General features: G+C 59.0%; 17 protein-coding genes and 1 pseudogene. 9 read left to right on the top strand and 9 right to left on the bottom strand.

Going from position 1 to position 13,537, the window contains the following annotated elements:
• Nucleotides 1-36 precede the first annotated feature (36 nt).
• Nucleotides 37-396 carry a hypothetical protein gene (locus ACU680_RS25605; RefSeq protein WP_007966350.1) on the bottom strand — a complete coding sequence of 120 codons (360 nt, stop codon included), beginning with the start codon at nt 394-396 and terminating at the stop codon, nt 37-39.
• A gap of 326 nt (nt 397-722) precedes the next feature.
• Between ACU680_RS25605 and ACU680_RS25600 the strand changes: the two genes are divergently transcribed.
• Nucleotides 723-1,175: a hypothetical protein gene (locus tag ACU680_RS25600; RefSeq protein WP_367084746.1), complete on the top strand. Its 453-nt coding sequence runs from the start codon at nt 723-725 to the stop codon at nt 1,173-1,175.
• Nucleotides 1,176-1,346: 171 nt separating this feature from the next.
• On the opposite strand, the gene ACU680_RS25595 is transcribed toward ACU680_RS25600, so the two are convergent.
• The 3 genes and pseudogenes from ACU680_RS25595 to ACU680_RS25585 form a co-directional block, all read right to left on the bottom strand.
• Nucleotides 1,347-1,505: a DUF2986 domain-containing protein gene (locus ACU680_RS25595; protein ID WP_400761319.1), complete on the bottom strand. Its 159-nt coding sequence runs from the start codon at nt 1,503-1,505 to the stop codon at nt 1,347-1,349.
• A gap of 48 nt (nt 1,506-1,553) precedes the next feature.
• Entirely contained in the window at nt 1,554-2,252 is a 699-nt protein-coding gene (locus ACU680_RS25590) for a phytanoyl-CoA dioxygenase family protein (protein WP_448180870.1), read from the bottom strand.
• Nucleotides 2,249-2,389, bottom strand: a pseudogene (locus ACU680_RS25585) (dienelactone hydrolase); the annotation flags it as partial. The pseudogene ACU680_RS25585 and the gene ACU680_RS25590, both read right to left, overlap by 4 nt.
• A 320-nt stretch (nt 2,390-2,709) precedes the next feature.
• Here ACU680_RS25585 and ACU680_RS25580 point away from each other — a divergent pair.
• Nucleotides 2,710-3,405 carry a tRNA (adenine(22)-N(1))-methyltransferase gene (locus ACU680_RS25580; protein ID WP_448180869.1) on the top strand — a complete coding sequence of 232 codons (696 nt, stop codon included), beginning with the start codon at nt 2,710-2,712 and terminating at the stop codon, nt 3,403-3,405.
• A gap of 73 nt (nt 3,406-3,478) precedes the next feature.
• A complete protein-coding gene (locus tag ACU680_RS25575) occupies nt 3,479-3,958 on the top strand; it encodes a MerR family transcriptional regulator (protein ID WP_007966344.1) in 480 nt (159 codons plus the stop codon).
• Nucleotides 3,959-3,973: 15 nt separating this feature from the next.
• On the opposite strand, the gene ACU680_RS25570 is transcribed toward ACU680_RS25575, so the two are convergent.
• Both ACU680_RS25570 and ACU680_RS25565 read right to left on the bottom strand, forming a co-directional pair.
• The gene (locus tag ACU680_RS25570) at nt 3,974-4,978 is read right to left on the bottom strand and encodes an acetoacetate decarboxylase (ADC) (protein ID WP_448180868.1); all 1,005 of its coding nucleotides are present in this window, start codon (nt 4,976-4,978) and stop codon (nt 3,974-3,976) included.
• A 37-nt stretch (nt 4,979-5,015) separates the two neighbouring features.
• Nucleotides 5,016-5,807: a type 1 glutamine amidotransferase domain-containing protein gene (locus ACU680_RS25565; protein ID WP_448180867.1), complete on the bottom strand. Its 792-nt coding sequence runs from the start codon at nt 5,805-5,807 to the stop codon at nt 5,016-5,018.
• Between the two features lie 195 nt (nt 5,808-6,002).
• On the opposite strand from ACU680_RS25565, the gene ACU680_RS25560 reads away from it, so the two are divergent.
• Together ACU680_RS25560 and ACU680_RS25555 are read left to right on the top strand one after the other, a co-directional pair.
• Nucleotides 6,003-7,082, top strand: a complete 1,080-nt coding sequence (locus tag ACU680_RS25560; RefSeq protein ID WP_007966338.1) for a saccharopine dehydrogenase family protein — start codon at nt 6,003-6,005, stop codon at nt 7,080-7,082.
• Between the two features lie 73 nt (nt 7,083-7,155).
• The gene (locus ACU680_RS25555; RefSeq protein WP_448180866.1) at nt 7,156-8,388 is read left to right on the top strand and encodes an NADH:flavin oxidoreductase/NADH oxidase family protein; all 1,233 of its coding nucleotides are present in this window, start codon (nt 7,156-7,158) and stop codon (nt 8,386-8,388) included.
• Between the two features lie 65 nt (nt 8,389-8,453).
• Here the strand turns inward: ACU680_RS25555 and ACU680_RS25550 are convergent, their stop codons facing one another.
• Nucleotides 8,454-9,014 (bottom strand): fasciclin domain-containing protein, encoded by a 561-nt coding sequence (locus ACU680_RS25550; RefSeq protein WP_448180865.1) that lies wholly within the window; start codon nt 9,012-9,014, stop codon nt 8,454-8,456.
• Between the two features lie 69 nt (nt 9,015-9,083).
• On the opposite strand from ACU680_RS25550, the gene ACU680_RS25545 reads away from it, so the two are divergent.
• Nucleotides 9,084-9,629: a GFA family protein gene (locus ACU680_RS25545; protein WP_448180899.1), complete on the top strand. Its 546-nt coding sequence runs from the start codon at nt 9,084-9,086 to the stop codon at nt 9,627-9,629.
• Between the two features lie 19 nt (nt 9,630-9,648).
• Here ACU680_RS25545 and ACU680_RS25540 read toward each other — a convergent pair whose 3' ends face one another.
• A complete protein-coding gene (locus ACU680_RS25540) occupies nt 9,649-10,167 on the bottom strand; it encodes a DUF1993 domain-containing protein (protein ID WP_448180864.1) in 519 nt (172 codons plus the stop codon).
• A gap of 181 nt (nt 10,168-10,348) precedes the next feature.
• Here ACU680_RS25540 and ACU680_RS25535 point away from each other — a divergent pair, with 181 nt between their 5' ends.
• From ACU680_RS25535 to ACU680_RS25525, 3 genes are read left to right on the top strand one after another with little or no spacing between them, the layout of a single operon-like run.
• Entirely contained in the window at nt 10,349-10,981 is a 633-nt protein-coding gene (locus ACU680_RS25535) for a LysE family translocator (RefSeq protein ID WP_448180863.1), read from the top strand.
• A gap of 57 nt (nt 10,982-11,038) precedes the next feature.
• Entirely contained in the window at nt 11,039-12,154 is a 1,116-nt protein-coding gene (locus tag ACU680_RS25530; RefSeq protein WP_448180862.1) for a saccharopine dehydrogenase family protein, read from the top strand.
• Between the two features lie 2 nt (nt 12,155-12,156).
• The gene (locus ACU680_RS25525; RefSeq protein WP_007966328.1) at nt 12,157-12,648 is read left to right on the top strand and encodes a DUF2269 family protein; all 492 of its coding nucleotides are present in this window, start codon (nt 12,157-12,159) and stop codon (nt 12,646-12,648) included.
• Between the two features lie 8 nt (nt 12,649-12,656).
• On the opposite strand, the gene ACU680_RS25520 is transcribed toward ACU680_RS25525, so the two are convergent.
• Entirely contained in the window at nt 12,657-13,109 is a 453-nt protein-coding gene (locus tag ACU680_RS25520) for a thiol-disulfide oxidoreductase DCC family protein (protein ID WP_400761350.1), read from the bottom strand.
• Nucleotides 13,110-13,537: the final 428 nt, after the last annotated feature.

Below are 13,537 nucleotides of genomic sequence, written 5' to 3'. Positions count from 1 at the left end.
TGATGAGTTGCAGCTACGCGGGACTTGCGTGCTCGTTCAGAGTCCCCCGAATCCAGAGAACCAGGGAAACATAGCCGTGCCTTTATGTCCTTTGTATTCGGATTTCTTGGCAAGCCGCTTGCGACAATAAAACAGACTGATCGTGGCAGGGATGATGAACAGGGCAATCATCCACGGAAACACACTGGTCAGTCCCAGGCTTATGGTCGTAACAAGGCTGATCAGCACTATGCCAATGATCACCAGGTTGTAGCGAATATGCTGACGCTGAATTGAAGCAAAGCTGTCCCAGTCGTAAATCAGCCAGTCATGGGAGAAATTGTCGCACTGAGGGCACTTATGGGTTGGCGGAGGGCTGTTTGTCACATAGCCACATTCGGGACATCGAGCTTTCATTCACGATCCGCAATTGCATGAATGGGATGGCACATTTGTCTTTGCGATCCGGGTACGCAGGCGCGCCACCCGAAACTGAGGTTAGCAGGGCAGTATCGTTTTTCCACTGTTCTGCGCTGCTACGGGCTGTCTACGGGCACAGTTTGTCGCGAGCGCCTTGAGGACATGACGGGGGCGCGATCGGCAGAAGATACGCATACGGCGCCAGAGGCAGCCGGGCTGACTATGCTGCGGGCGTCTACGCTGCAAAAACTGCTGCGCACGAACTTGGCACGGCAAAAAATTGCCGGCCAGGAAAATGGCCAGAAGGGACACGGATGAAGAGCATGGCTTTTGTAATCATTTTTCTCGGAGGCGGCGTTGCGCTCTATCCATTTATTAATGAATTGCAGCCGGCAGGGCACGCCCTCAACCGTATTTATTCCTGGTTTACGCCGGGGCTCAGCGTTGATGTGGCAACCCGTCTGAGCGTGAGCTACTTCTACGCAAGCCTGTTTCATCTGGTGTGGTCGGCATTGTTGGGTGAGTCGGCCAGTGTCTGGGGGCCGACAGTCAGAGGGAAAGATCTTGTCTATCTCGCCTTGCGCTGCCTGGGTTACTGGCTTGTCAGCCTGATAACACTCGGACTGGTCGGGATGACCTCGCAAAAAGTACCTTATTCGGACTTTCACCGATATTTCAGTTACCTGGTGATGTGCATGCTGATCGGTGTTTGGGCAGGGTGCATCAGAGACTTTGTTGTGGCAGCTGTCTATTACGTTCGAGGAAAACGCGTATGAACGATCCCGTGGCAAGCTCCCATTCAGCACTCAAAGCGCCACCCGCTCCAGACATCTGCTGGCCTCCAGTGAATATGCCGCCGGATGCGAGAGCCTGAACATATGCCGGTCCTCGGCATGCCGACTGCCTGTCTCAGCCGACCGAGTGTGATTGAACCCTGGCGCGCTGGATCAGCCCTCGCTGGTTTCAACCGGCTCGGCCGCCGCTTCGGCCGCCATCTTTGCGCGGTCAGCCTTGCTGATGTACTTGGGTTTTTTCGGCGCCAGTTTGGCGCTGGCCTTTTTGGCCTTTTCCTTGAACAACTGCTGCAGTTTCTTTTGACGGTTCATGTTTCTACTCGGTGAAAGGGAGCCGGGCATATGCCCATCAGGCGCGCATTAAAACCGGGTCGGAGCCATTTGGCGAGCCTGTTGCAGCGATGCAGGATCAAACTGCTCACGGGTGTCCATTCGCACACCGCGCAACCCCGCCGTTTCCAACTGCGTCGTGTACAGCGCCTGCGCGCAATAGTTGATCAGAATAGAGCGCCGACGTGCGCCATTCACATTGCGACTGGCTGCATGGAGCAGATCGACGTCAAACAGCAGAATATCCCCCGCGTTACCGGAAAGCTGCACGACGGCGGTCTCGTCGTTGGGGTCGAATGGGAGTTGTTGTGGCGACGGTCGGTGGCTGCCCGGGACGATGCGCGTGGCGCCGTTGGCGGGGTCGTAGTCGTCGAAAAAGGCGATGGCGTTGACCATGTCGCCGGGCCGCTGGATCGACAAGTCGCGGTGCAGTTGCTGATGGCCGCCGCCGGCAAGCGGTTCGCGACCCTCGACCTGGGACAGGAAGAAGCGTTCGCCAATCAGCTCACCTGCCACCGCCAGTACCTGCGGCAGGCGACACACCGCTTGCACGGTTGCATCCAGGTCCAGCAGCGAATGGCGCCAGTCCGCGCCGCGCGGGACCGGCCAGTGTTCTGATGCTTGCACATTTGCATCGAATACCGCGCGCAGGTCGGCGAGCCACTTTCCCGGGATCGCACGGCGCAGCAGCGCATAACCTTGCCGGTGAAGTTGCTCGCGCTCGATCATGGCTTCGACGTCGCCAGAAAATCGCTGATCAGCGCCACCACCTGCTGTTGGATCTCCTCACGCGGGCGCGCATGGTCGCCATCCCGACAAATGACGCCATCGCCCGGTGCGTCTTCTTCGAGCACTTCGATTGCGCCCGCCGCCAGGGTCGTGCTGTGAAAGCCGGTGGGACGCGAATCCGCGAGTGCGCTGGTGGACAGGCCAAGCAGAAGCAGGGCGCCGAGAGCTGTTTTCAAGGATGATCTTCCATGAGTGCATTTGTTGTTTTGAGATACGGCTGCGCGCAGATTAGTAGGCCGGTTGCAAAGAAGATAGCGGATGCCTCGCCTGTGCAGTGACAGGCCGAATCCGGACTAGACCGCGCCCGTCCGGATTTGAATTACCCGACGTTGCCCGCTAGAGTCGCGCCCCTTGTCCGGCCAGCAGCGCCGGCGATGGCTGGGGAAGAGGGCGGCAGTTGAACGAACACACTTTGTCCATGCGTCTGGAGCGGGTGGCGGCGCAGGTGCCGGCGGGCGCTCGGCTGGCGGATATCGGCTCGGATCACGGGTATTTGCCGGTGGCCCTGATGCGCCGTGGCGCCATCGTTGCGGCGGTGGCCGGCGAGGTGGCGCTGACGCCGTTCCATGCCGCGGTGCGCACGGTGTGCGACAACGATCTGCAGCAGCACATCAGCGTGCGTCTGGCCAGCGGTCTGACGGCGATCGAACCGGGCGACGAAATCACCGCGATCAGCCTCTGCGGCATGGGCGGCGAGACGATTCGCGACATTCTCGACAGCGGCAAGGCGCGTCTGCGCGGTCACGAGCGGCTGATCCTGCAACCCAACGGCGGCGAGCAACCTCTGCGCCAATGGCTGATGGACAACGGCTACCGCATCCTCGACGAGGAAGTGCTGCAGGAAAACCGCTTCTTCTACGAAATCATCGTCGCCGAGCGCGGCGCACCGCTGAGCTACAGCGCCGAACAGTTGTACTTCGGCCCATTGCAGATGCAGGCGCGCAGCCCGATCTTTATTGCCAAATGGCAGCGTTTGTTACGGCAGAAGCAGAAGACTCTGAACAGCTTCAAACAGGCACGCCAGACGGTGCCCGAGGAGAAGTTGCAAGACATTGCGCGGCAGGTCCAGTGGATTACCGAGTTGCTGGCGTGATCTGGCATGTTGGCGCTGGCGGCTCTTCAGGTTTAAAGTCAGCTTCAAGGTTAACGTGCTTGCGGAGTTGGACATGAGAATCGGTGAACTGGCAAAAATCAGCGGACTGGCGCCGTCGCGCATCCGCTTCTACGAAGCGAGCGGGTTGATCACTTCGGTCGCGCGCAAAGCCAATGGCTATCGCGATTACGCCCCCGACACCCAGTGGATTCTGCAGATCATTACGGGCGCGCAGGCGGCGGGTTTCTCATTGGAGGAAATCCGTCAGTTGATGCCAATGAATGCCAGCGGTTGGCAGCACGACCAGTTGCTCAGTGGCTTGAAGCGAAAAGTCGATGAAATCGAAGTCCTGCAGCAGCGACTGGCGCAGAACAAGGAACAACTGCTGCGGGCCATCCAGGGTATCGAGGATAAACCTGCGGGGATGGCGTGTGCCGACAATGCGCAGATGCTGATCCATCGGCTGCGCGAAGACGGCGTGGCTTCTGCGCCCGACAAGCAGCCAGCCGCTGCGGCAAGAAAAGCAAACGCCCGTCAGGCATCCAGAGCCTGACGGGCGTTACCGCTTTCAGCGATTGCCAACCAGCGTGGCGAGCGGCTTTGGTGCGTAAAGTGCGCTCTGGAACTCCGGGACATATTCGTACTTGAGCATTTTCCCCAGCTTCAAGTCGCGCAGGTAGGTCGACAGGCTGCCGTCGCCCAGCGTCAGCGTGGCGGCATCGGCATCCCGGCTGGAACCGTGGCTGAGCTGGCGCGACACCGCGTAGCCATAGGCCAGTTGGCCCTGATGGTCGAGATTGGTGAAACTGCTGGTGACGATATTCTCATCGCGCGACAGTTTGTCGAGCTTCTTCGCGGTGAAGGACACGTCCGGTTTGCCGGTCTGGCTGTCGCTGATCTCATAGATCACCGATTGCCCGTTTTCTTTGCGATCAATGCCGGTCAGCCACTTCGGCAGGTTGTAACCGACGACTCCGCGCACCCGTGCCAGCTCGGTATTGACCGGCAACTTGAGCACATAACCCCAGAAGTCTTCTGACATCGATTGGCCAATCAACGTGAGCGGTCCCAGGTTGGCTTTGCCGGGTTTGTTGGTGATGATCGACACGGCAACTTCGTTATAGGCGTCGTTATCGCAATGCTCGTAGGTGTACGCAGTGAACGCGATCAAGCCACGTCCTGGCCAGATTTGCAGCGGTTGCACGGTGGCCAGTATTTCGCGCGGCATCAACGCCCGGAGTCGCTCGAGGTCGGCCGTGTAGATCGCCGTGACACGACTGTTCTGATAGTAGAAGTTTGGCGAAAACGACTCGAAGCCAATGTCGACCTTGTGCTTCGTGAGGCCCTTGAACCAGCTCAAATCAACGCCCGGGACTTCGGCGGCAATCACCGATAACGGCGGATTGGAGCGAAAGCGGTCATAGAGGCCACCCTTGACGACGGGTACTGAATGGCCGGCAATATCGATGGTGGTGGTCTCGGTCAGGTCGGGCATTTCAGGTGTCTCCGCCAACGCAGCGTTGGCAAAAGTGGTGATCAGCAATCCTGTTAAAACGGCGCTTGCGAGTTTCAATCGGACTTTCTCCGGTGGGTAGGCACTACAAAAAGATTCAGCGCGTTCGGTCGTCGGCGTTGAGCACCGCCATCACGGCTTCAGCTACGGCTTTGGGCGATTGAGGGTTCTGCCCGGTCACCAGTCTTCCATCGGTAATGGCAAATGAAGTGAACGGCAGCCAGCCCTTGCGGTAGCGCGCGCCCTGGCTCACCAAGCGGTCCTCGAGGAAGAAGGGCACTTGGCTTTTCATTCCCGAGAACAACTCTTCGCGGTCAGAGAAACCGGTGATGTTTCGGTTCTTGATGATCAATTGGCCCTGGCTGTCCTTCAGGTCCAGCAGACCCGCTACGCCATGGCACACCGCCGACACGATGCCGCCCTGGTTGTAGATGGTTTCGGCGACACGGCGCAGGTCAGGGTTGTCGGGAAAGTCCCACATCACGCCATGGCCTCCGGTGAAATAGATGACGCCGAAGCGGGACGGATCGACCTCGGCGATCGGCAGCGTATTGGCCAGTCGCGCGCGGAACGCAGGGGACTGCAAATGCTCCCGCGCAGCCTTGTCCATGTACAACCAGCCCAGACTGCGTTCGTCCAGAGGCACCGCGCCGCCCTTGGGGCTGGCAAACACGGTGGTGTAGCCGGCGGCTTCCACCACATCGGTGAAGTGCGTCAGCTCGGTCAGCCATAACCCGGTGGTATCGGTGCGAGAGGGATAGCTTGCGTGATTGGTCATGATCACCAGGATCTGGCGATCCTTGATTGCCGCCGACTGAGCATTTGCAAACGTCATGAAAGCACCACCTATCAATAGCAGGGCAGAGGAAACAAGGGTCTTGAGCATCATCCGGGCTCCATCGAGCAAGCAGGTCGGCGCATGCTCACCTTAAACCTCACTTTAAGGTCAACCCCCGCTGCTGCGAATAATTTGCGTCGATGCCATCGGACTTTTGCTTGACCCTCAACCTGACTTTAACGCTAGCGTCTGAAGCTGATTGGGCAAGGCAATAACGCCCATCATCAATCCACTCAGGAGCCACGCATGAGTCAGCAAGACCAACCGGATACACCGATGAAATGGATGATTTATGGCGCCAACGGCTATACCGGCGAACTGATCGCTCGCGATGCCGTCAGGCGTGGACTCAGGCCGGTGTTGGCCGGACGTAGCCGCGACAAGGTCGAAGCGTTGGCCCGGGAGCTGGGTCTCGAAGCCCGGGTGTTCGGTCTGGATGACCCTGCGCGGTTGCTGGCGCAGATCAAGGGGCACGGCTTGATTCTGCATTGCGCGGGGCCGTTTTCCGCAACCGCCGCGCCGATGATCGAAGCCTGCCTGCGAGCCAGCGCACACTATCTGGATATCACTGGCGAGATTGCCGTATTCGAACATGCGCAGTCTCTGAATGAGCGGGCGCGGGCAGCGGGGTCAGTCATTTGCCCCGGCGTCGGCTTCGATGTAGTTCCGACCGACTGCGTTGCCGCCGCCCTGAAAGACGCGCTGCCGGATGCGACGCATCTGGCGCTGGGCTTCGATTCACGTTCGAGCTTTTCACCCGGCACTGCCAAGACTTCAATCGAAGGCCTGGCGCAGGGCGGCAAGGTCCGGCGTGACGGCAAGATCGTTTCCGTGCCGCTGGCCTATCGGGTTCGGCGTATCGATTTCGGTGCCGGGGAGAAGCTGGCGATGACCATCCCCTGGGGCGATGTGTCCACCGCCTGGCACACCACCGGCATCGCCAATATCGAGGTGTTCATACCGGGTTCGGCGGGGATGATTCGCGGCGCCAGGCTCGCCAACTGGATTCGTCCGTTGCTGGGACTGTCGTTTGTGCAGCGGCTGCTCAAGGCGCGCATCGGCAAGACAGTGACCGGCCCGGATCAGGCAAAACGTGCTGACCAAGGCACCTATGTGTGGGGCGAGGCCCGCAATGCTCGCGGTGAAAGCAAAGTCGCCCGCGTGCACACCGCAAACGTTTACAGCCTGACGATCGACGCTGCGTTGGCGGTGGTCGGCTATCTGTTGCAGACACGTCCGCCCGGCGGTGCCTACACACCTGCGCGGTTGTTGGGCGCGGATCTGGTGACGCACTTGCCTGGGTCGAGCGAAATCAACATTGAATGAGCTTAAAAAAGTCGTTGACCTTCAAGTTCACTTCAATCTTATGGTGGCCTCATCTCCAGTTGAGGACTGCCCCATGAATGTGTTCGACGCCCTGACCTTACCCAACGGTTCAACCATCAAGAACCGCATCGCCAAAGCCGCCATGGAAGAAAACATGGCGGACGCCGACCAGGCGCCCTCCGCAGAGCTGATGCGTCTGTATCAGGCGTGGGCCGATGGCGGTGCCGGGCTGATCATCACCGGCAACGTGATGGTCGACGGCCGCGCCATGACCGGGCCGGGCGGCGTGGTGCTGCAGGATGATCAGCAACTCGACAAGTTCAAGCGCTGGGCGCGGATCGGTCGTTCTGCTGGTGCGCAGTTCTGGTTGCAGATCAATCATCCGGGGCGCCAGATGCAGTCCAACCTCGGGCAGAAAACCTGGGCGCCGTCAGCGGTGCCGCTGGAGCTGGGCAAACTGTCCAAGCGTTTCGCCACGCCCCACGCCATGACCGCCAGCGTGATCAAGGACGTCATTCAGCGCTTTGCCAATACCGCGCGCCTGGGTGAACAGGCCGGCTTCACCGGGGTGGAAATCCACGCCGCTCACGGCTATCTGTTGAGCCAGTTTCTCTCGCCTCTGACCAACCAAAGGACGGACGAGTGGGGTGGCTCACTGGAGAACCGCGCGCGGTTGTTGGTCGAGATCGTCAAGGCAGTCAGGGCCGTGGTTTCCGCGCAATTTGCGGTGGCGGTCAAACTCAATTCCGCAGATTTCCAGCGCGGCGGATTCACCGCTGACGATGCGAAAAAGGTCGTTGAGCTGCTCAACGAATTGGGGGTGGATCTGGTGGAACTGTCCGGCGGCAGCTACGAAGTTCCGGCCATGCAGGGTGAGGCGCGCGATGGTCGCACGTTGGCTCGCGAGGCCTATTTCGTCGAGTTTGCCCGGGACCTTCAGACCGTTGCCAAAATGCCGGTGATGGTCACCGGCGGCATCCGCCGTCGTCCGGTTGCCGAAAACGTCGTGCAGAGTGGTGTGGACATGGTCGGTATCGGTACCGCATTGGCGATCGATCCCCACCTGCCGCGCGACTGGCAGCAGGGCAAGGACAACGCCCCGCAATTGCCGCCGATCACCTGGAAAAACAAGGCCATCGCCGCCCTGGCGAACATGGCGGTGGTGAAGTTTCAGCTGGGTAAACTCAGTCGAGCGAAAAAGCCTGATCCGAGTGTGTCCCCGTTGCGAGCGCTGATTTTGCAGCAGATCGCCATGGCGTTTCGCACTCGGCAATATCGGCGCTGGGTGGAAAAACGTTCGGCGTGAGTCGCAAGGCATTTCAATCGTGACGTTGGCGGACGCTCTGACGAGAGCCCGCCAACGTCAGCCAGTCAATTCGGCATCAGCACCGTATCGACCACATGAATCACGCCATTGGATTGCATGACGTCCGCGATGGTGATCGCAGCTTTTCCGCCTTTGGCGTCCTGCACCCACAGCTTGCCGTCGTGCAACATTACGGTCAGCGATTCGCCCTGGACGGTTTTCAGCATCACTTTGCTGCCGTGCATTTTGGCATCGTCCATCAACTGCTTGGCCGTGTGTGTGCCGGCCACGACGTGGTAAGTCAGGATCTTCGTCAGATCGACCTTGTGTTCAGGCTTGATCAATGTATCGACCGTGCCGGCGGGCAGTTTTGCGAAGGCTTCGTTGGTGGGGGCGAAGACCGTGAACGGGCCCTTGCTGTTGAGCGTATCCACTAGCCCGGCGGCCTTGACCGCAGCGACCAGTGTCGTGTGATCCTTAGAATTGACTGCGTTCTCGACGATGGTCTTGGTCGGATACATGGCCGCGCCGCCGACCATCACGGTATCGGCGGCAAAGCTTGATCCGGCTCCGAGGCAGAGCAGGGTGAAGCAAGCGACAGCAAGGCGTCTGGTGAACATGTGCATGGTGCGTCTCCTGGATTCTTCGACCCTTCGAATGAGGGTGTTGAATATACGGAGCAGGGGGTGAAACGGATGCAGTGCAGAGCGGAAAACTTTGGTTTTTCATCCGGGGCATTAGAATGCTGTTTTGGCCAGCAAAAACTTCAGCATGGATGTGCAAGCGCTCGTCCAAAGGAGATATCCGTGATAACAGGGCAGTGTCTTTGCGCTGCAGTACGCTTTTCCCTCACAGTGGAACCACGCTTTTTCTATCGCTGCCACTGCTCACTGTGCCGAAAGCAAACCGGTGTCGGGTTCAACCTCGCCACGCTGCTCAACGCTCGGGATTTTCGCTGGGACGCAGGGCAGGACTCTATCAACAGTTGGATCAAACCCAGCGGCTACAGGAATGACTTCTGCGCACAATGCGGCTCGACCGTGCCCAATCCGCTGCGCGGATCACCTTACGTGTGGATTCCGCTCGGCCTGCTGGATGAGGACCTGAACGTGGAGTGCGCTGGCGATTTCTGTGTGGACGATGCCATGTCATGGGATACACAGCGTTCGACGCAGAACCATCACGGTGCGGTGGAGTCACTGGCGTTTCTTCTGCAAGAACTCCGGGTCAATCCTGATTGACCCGAAGCTCCCGCTGCACTTACTTCCTTAGATACGCAAACATGTGTTGCACATAATCCGCCTTGCCCAGCGGCACGCCGTTGTGGCGCAGGATGTTGTACGCGGTGATCAGGTGAAAGTAGAACTGCGGCATCGCCCAGTCCACGGCGTATTCGCGGCCGGTCATATCGAAGGCGATGCCGTTTTGCAGTTCAAGGGCGATGTTCTTGTCCGCACTGGCGTCGATCTGCGCCGGATTCGCCGCCGCCAGCATCTCTAATGTGCTTTCGATCAACGCCTTCGCCGCCGCCATGTTTTCGGGTGGTGTGAGCTTGGTCAACGGTTGTTGCGTCAGTCGCTGCACGGCGTCCTGAGCCTGAGTGCAAGTGTATTGAACCTGCGTGGCGAGGTTGTGCATGTCCGGCGCCAGACGTGCGTCGAGCAGAACTTGCGCGTCGTAGCCGCGCTCAAGGGCGAAAGCCTCGCTCTTGGACAGGATGGCCGCCAGCGAGCGCAACATCTGGGCGAAACGAGGAAGGGTCACTGCATGGATCGACATGGTTATTCCCTGTGTAGTCATTCAAAGGTGAAACCTCAGTGGCGAAGGGTAGTCGATTCGCTATCTAAAATGGCCGCGACATCGCACTTTGCGCATGATCTTCGTCACGGGCTTTGCCGTTCGGTAAACTGCCTCGACCCGCCCGCAAGGCGACCCAGACAATAAAAACACCGAGGCCCTTATGATCGACCTTTCCGTAGCACTCCTGTTCGCCGGCGCCTGTTTCGCGCTTGCCCTGACCCCCGGCCCGGACATGCTGCTGATCGCCTCCCGAAGTCTGAGTCAGGGCCGCGCCTCGGGTTTCGTCTCCCTCGCCGGCATTCAGGCCGGCACCTACTGCCACGCACTGGCAGCCGCCCTCGGATTGTCGCAACTGGTCGCCACCGTGCCCGCCGCCTACGACATCATCCGCTTCGCCGGCGCCGCGTACTTGGCATTCCTGGCGTGGAAAGCCTTCACCAGCGCCGCATCATCTTTGGCCACCAGCGAAACCCTGCCAGCCACACCGCTGTTGCGCATCTTCCGCCAAGGGTTGGTGACCAATCTGCTCAATCCGAAAATGGCCCTGTTTGTGCTGGCGCTGTTTCCGCAGTTTGTCGATCCAGGGAAGGGCTCGCTGGTGCTGCAGATGTTAGTGTTTGCGACGATCCTGAATGTGATCGGCTTGCTGGTGAATGGGGCGGTGATTGTTTTGGCCAGCAAGGTTGGGAACAAGCTGGCGAGTAATGCACGGATCGTACGGCGGTTGAATCAGGTGTTGGGGGCGGTGTTTTTTGGCTTGGCTTGTCGGTTGGCATTGTTTTCGGGGCGGTAGGGGGGCTGCTATCGGCCAAAATCTGCCATTTGAGATGAATCGTTCAGGGAAGCGTTGATGGCACTCAGGGTGTTGGTGGTTGGCGGGTATGGAAACTTTGGCAGTATCGTTTGTCGGCATCTGATCGATATGCCGGGCATCGAACTGGCGATCTCGGGGCGCGATCCGCAGAAGCTGGAGCGCAAGGTCGCTGAATTAGGGGTGACCTGCGAGCGCTGGTGTGGTGATGCGAAGGGCGCCGGGTTCGCCGTGGCTCTGCGCGCGATGAATATTCAAATGGTGGTTCACACGGGCGGCCCGTTTCAGGGGCAATCCTATGCGGTGGCCGAGAGTTGCATCGAGGCGGGCGTCAACTATTGCGATCTGGCGGATTGCCGGACATTCGTCAATGGCATCGGCATACTCGATGCGCGGGCGAGAGAGGCCGGTGTCGCCATCCTCAGTGGTTGCAGTTCGGTGCCGACGCTGTCTTCGGCGATCATCGATGAGCAGCACCATCACTTCAAACGCATCGACTCGATCGAGCACGGCATTTCCTCATCAGCGAAAATGCCGGGGTTATCGACGATCGAGGGTGTGCTGGCATATGCGGGCAAACCGATCCGCCAACTGCGCAATGGTCAAGTGCATGAAGTGATGGGCTGGGAAGACCTGACCCTGCGCAAGCTGCAGAACCTGGGCACTCGCGCGCTGGCCAATGTGGATGTGCCGGACATGGACATCTTTGCCAGCCGCTTTGGTGCGCACACTTTGAGTTTCAAGGCTGGCGCGGGCCTCAAGCTCGGCGGCGTGGCCAATTATCTGTTTGCACTGGCGATGAGGAAAGGGCTGGTGCTTGACCACAGGGTGTGGGCGGCCCGGTTGCATCGCTGGGGGACATGGTTTGAGCGTTTCGGGGATGGCAAAAGTGCGATGTATATAGATGTGCAAGGTGTCGGCTTGAACGACCAGCCGTTGTCGATGACGGCGCAACTGACCGCGCTGAATGACAGGGGGCCGGAGATCCCGAGTTGTGCTGCCGTTGCTCTGGCCGCGAAGATCGCCCGAGGTTACTTGCCCGAACCGGGTGCCCGTCCTTGTGTCGGTGAGATCAGCGTCGACGAATACATGGCAGCGATCAACGATCCGCAGAATCTTGGCCTGTCGGTGCATTTCTCTGACGGGCTGCGTTGAGCATGCTTTATCTGAGCGTGAAGTACGTGCATGTCATCGCTGCGATTTTCCTCTTCGGCTTCGGCATGGGTTCCTATCTGTACCTGATCGCCGCCAGTCGCACGGCCAATCCACAATTGATCGCACATGTGGCGAGAATGGTCGTGCGCTATGACGCCTGGATCACCACGCCGGCGGGCTTCATCCAGATCGCGACGGGTTATTGGCTGACGAGGGTTTCCGGGTTGCCCTTGACCACGGACTGGGTGCTGATGTCGCTGATCCTGTTCTTTACAGTGGGCTCGCTTTGGCTGCCGGTGCTGTTGCTGCAGAAACGTTTGCAGGGGATGGCGGCGGACGCGGTGCAAGGTGGGGCAGGGCTTGATGCTGATTACCGGGCTGTTTATCGGCAGTGGTTCTGGATGGGTGTTTGCGGGTTTCTCGGGATGTTCGTGATCGTGCTGATGATGGTGACGAAGATGACGCCGGGGCAGTGGCTGCGGTTGATGTTGTAGCTGAGCATTCACACCGGCGACTTGAGAAAGCGTCGTTCGTGATCGGGGTTGGGTAACAGGCAGTTGTCGTACTTGCCGAAGATCCGGTAGCGATTCAGTGCGACGCGGTCGTAGGCCCAATCTCTAAGTGCTCGTGGGAAAACTCGCAGAAGCCTGACCGGCGACCAACAAGCGGGCAGTTGTGCAATGACTTCGAAGAATGCATCCGAGCGCACCCAGTAATGCTGGTCGCGGATCACCGCCATAGTGTCGAACTCGTCGACCGGAAGACCGGCCCATGCCAGCAATGCCTGACCTTCTGGAGATTGCACTGCCGCCAGGCGCACCCGTTGCTTGTTGTCGTGGCGAATCACAAAACGCGCCCAGCCGTTGCACAGCTTGCAGACGCCGTCGAACAGCACCACGGTCTCGCCTGGATTGAGCAGGGGGGCTGGAGTGGGGCGAGTTCGGGAGTCAGGCATGGGGGACGATCCAGGAAGTTGGGCTGTCATTGTGAGGCATCATCGGAAATTTTTTCAGGTGATGGACAGTATGCTGCGCATCCGCTGACATTACGTCTATATATAAGCAGGCCTTTTCGCTGCATTGATAGAAAACTGAAATTAACGGTTGACGGCAGATTCAGGAGGTCTATAATTCGCCCCACTTCCGGCGCAGTCGAAACGGAAAACTCCTTGAGATTCAATGAGTTACGTAGCTTTCGACAGCGGCTTGCTTCAGTTCATCGAGGCCTGGAAGGAGTTGAAAGGGCGGTGATGTTTAGCTCTTTTGACGGTTCGATCTTCTCGGTCGAAAGCGGAGAAAAAGAGGTGTTGACAGCAGCGTGTAACGCTGTAGAATTCGCCTCCCGCTAACGAGAGATCGGAAGCGCAAGTGGTTGAAGTTGTTG

This window comes from Pseudomonas sp. LF020, from assembly GCF_053456425.1.
Note: the sequence above shows the minus strand (reverse complement) of the source record. Positions and strands in the feature narration are given on the sequence as shown.

Bases quoted from the DNA above. Each gene is read 5' to 3' on its own strand.
- ACU680_RS25520 (WP_400761350.1), bottom strand. From the start codon at position 13,109: ATGCCTGACTCCCGAACTCGCCCCACTCCAGCCCCCCTGCTCAATCCA.
- ACU680_RS25535 (WP_448180863.1), top strand. From the start codon at position 10,349: ATGATCGACCTTTCCGTAGCACTCCTGTTCGCCGGCGCCTGTTTCGCG.
- ACU680_RS25545 (WP_448180899.1), top strand. From the start codon at position 9,084: ATGCAGTGCAGAGCGGAAAACTTTGGTTTTTCATCCGGGGCATTAGAA.
- ACU680_RS25550 (WP_448180865.1), bottom strand. From the start codon at position 9,014: ATGCACATGTTCACCAGACGCCTTGCTGTCGCTTGCTTCACCCTGCTC.
- ACU680_RS25565 (WP_448180867.1), bottom strand. From the start codon at position 5,807: ATGATGCTCAAGACCCTTGTTTCCTCTGCCCTGCTATTGATAGGTGGT.
- ACU680_RS25600 (WP_367084746.1), top strand. From the start codon at position 723: ATGGCTTTTGTAATCATTTTTCTCGGAGGCGGCGTTGCGCTCTATCCA.
- ACU680_RS25590 (WP_448180870.1), bottom strand. From the start codon at position 2,252: ATGATCGAGCGCGAGCAACTTCACCGGCAAGGTTATGCGCTGCTGCGC.
- ACU680_RS25560 (WP_007966338.1), top strand. From the start codon at position 6,003: ATGAGTCAGCAAGACCAACCGGATACACCGATGAAATGGATGATTTAT.
- ACU680_RS25540 (WP_448180864.1), bottom strand. From the start codon at position 10,167: ATGTCGATCCATGCAGTGACCCTTCCTCGTTTCGCCCAGATGTTGCGC.
- ACU680_RS25555 (WP_448180866.1), top strand. From the start codon at position 7,156: ATGAATGTGTTCGACGCCCTGACCTTACCCAACGGTTCAACCATCAAG.
- ACU680_RS25605 (WP_007966350.1), bottom strand. From the start codon at position 396: ATGAAAGCTCGATGTCCCGAATGTGGCTATGTGACAAACAGCCCTCCG.
- ACU680_RS25525 (WP_007966328.1), top strand. From the start codon at position 12,157: ATGCTTTATCTGAGCGTGAAGTACGTGCATGTCATCGCTGCGATTTTC.
- ACU680_RS25595 (WP_400761319.1), bottom strand. From the start codon at position 1,505: ATGAACCGTCAAAAGAAACTGCAGCAGTTGTTCAAGGAAAAGGCCAAA.
- ACU680_RS25530 (WP_448180862.1), top strand. From the start codon at position 11,039: ATGGCACTCAGGGTGTTGGTGGTTGGCGGGTATGGAAACTTTGGCAGT.
- ACU680_RS25575 (WP_007966344.1), top strand. From the start codon at position 3,479: ATGAGAATCGGTGAACTGGCAAAAATCAGCGGACTGGCGCCGTCGCGC.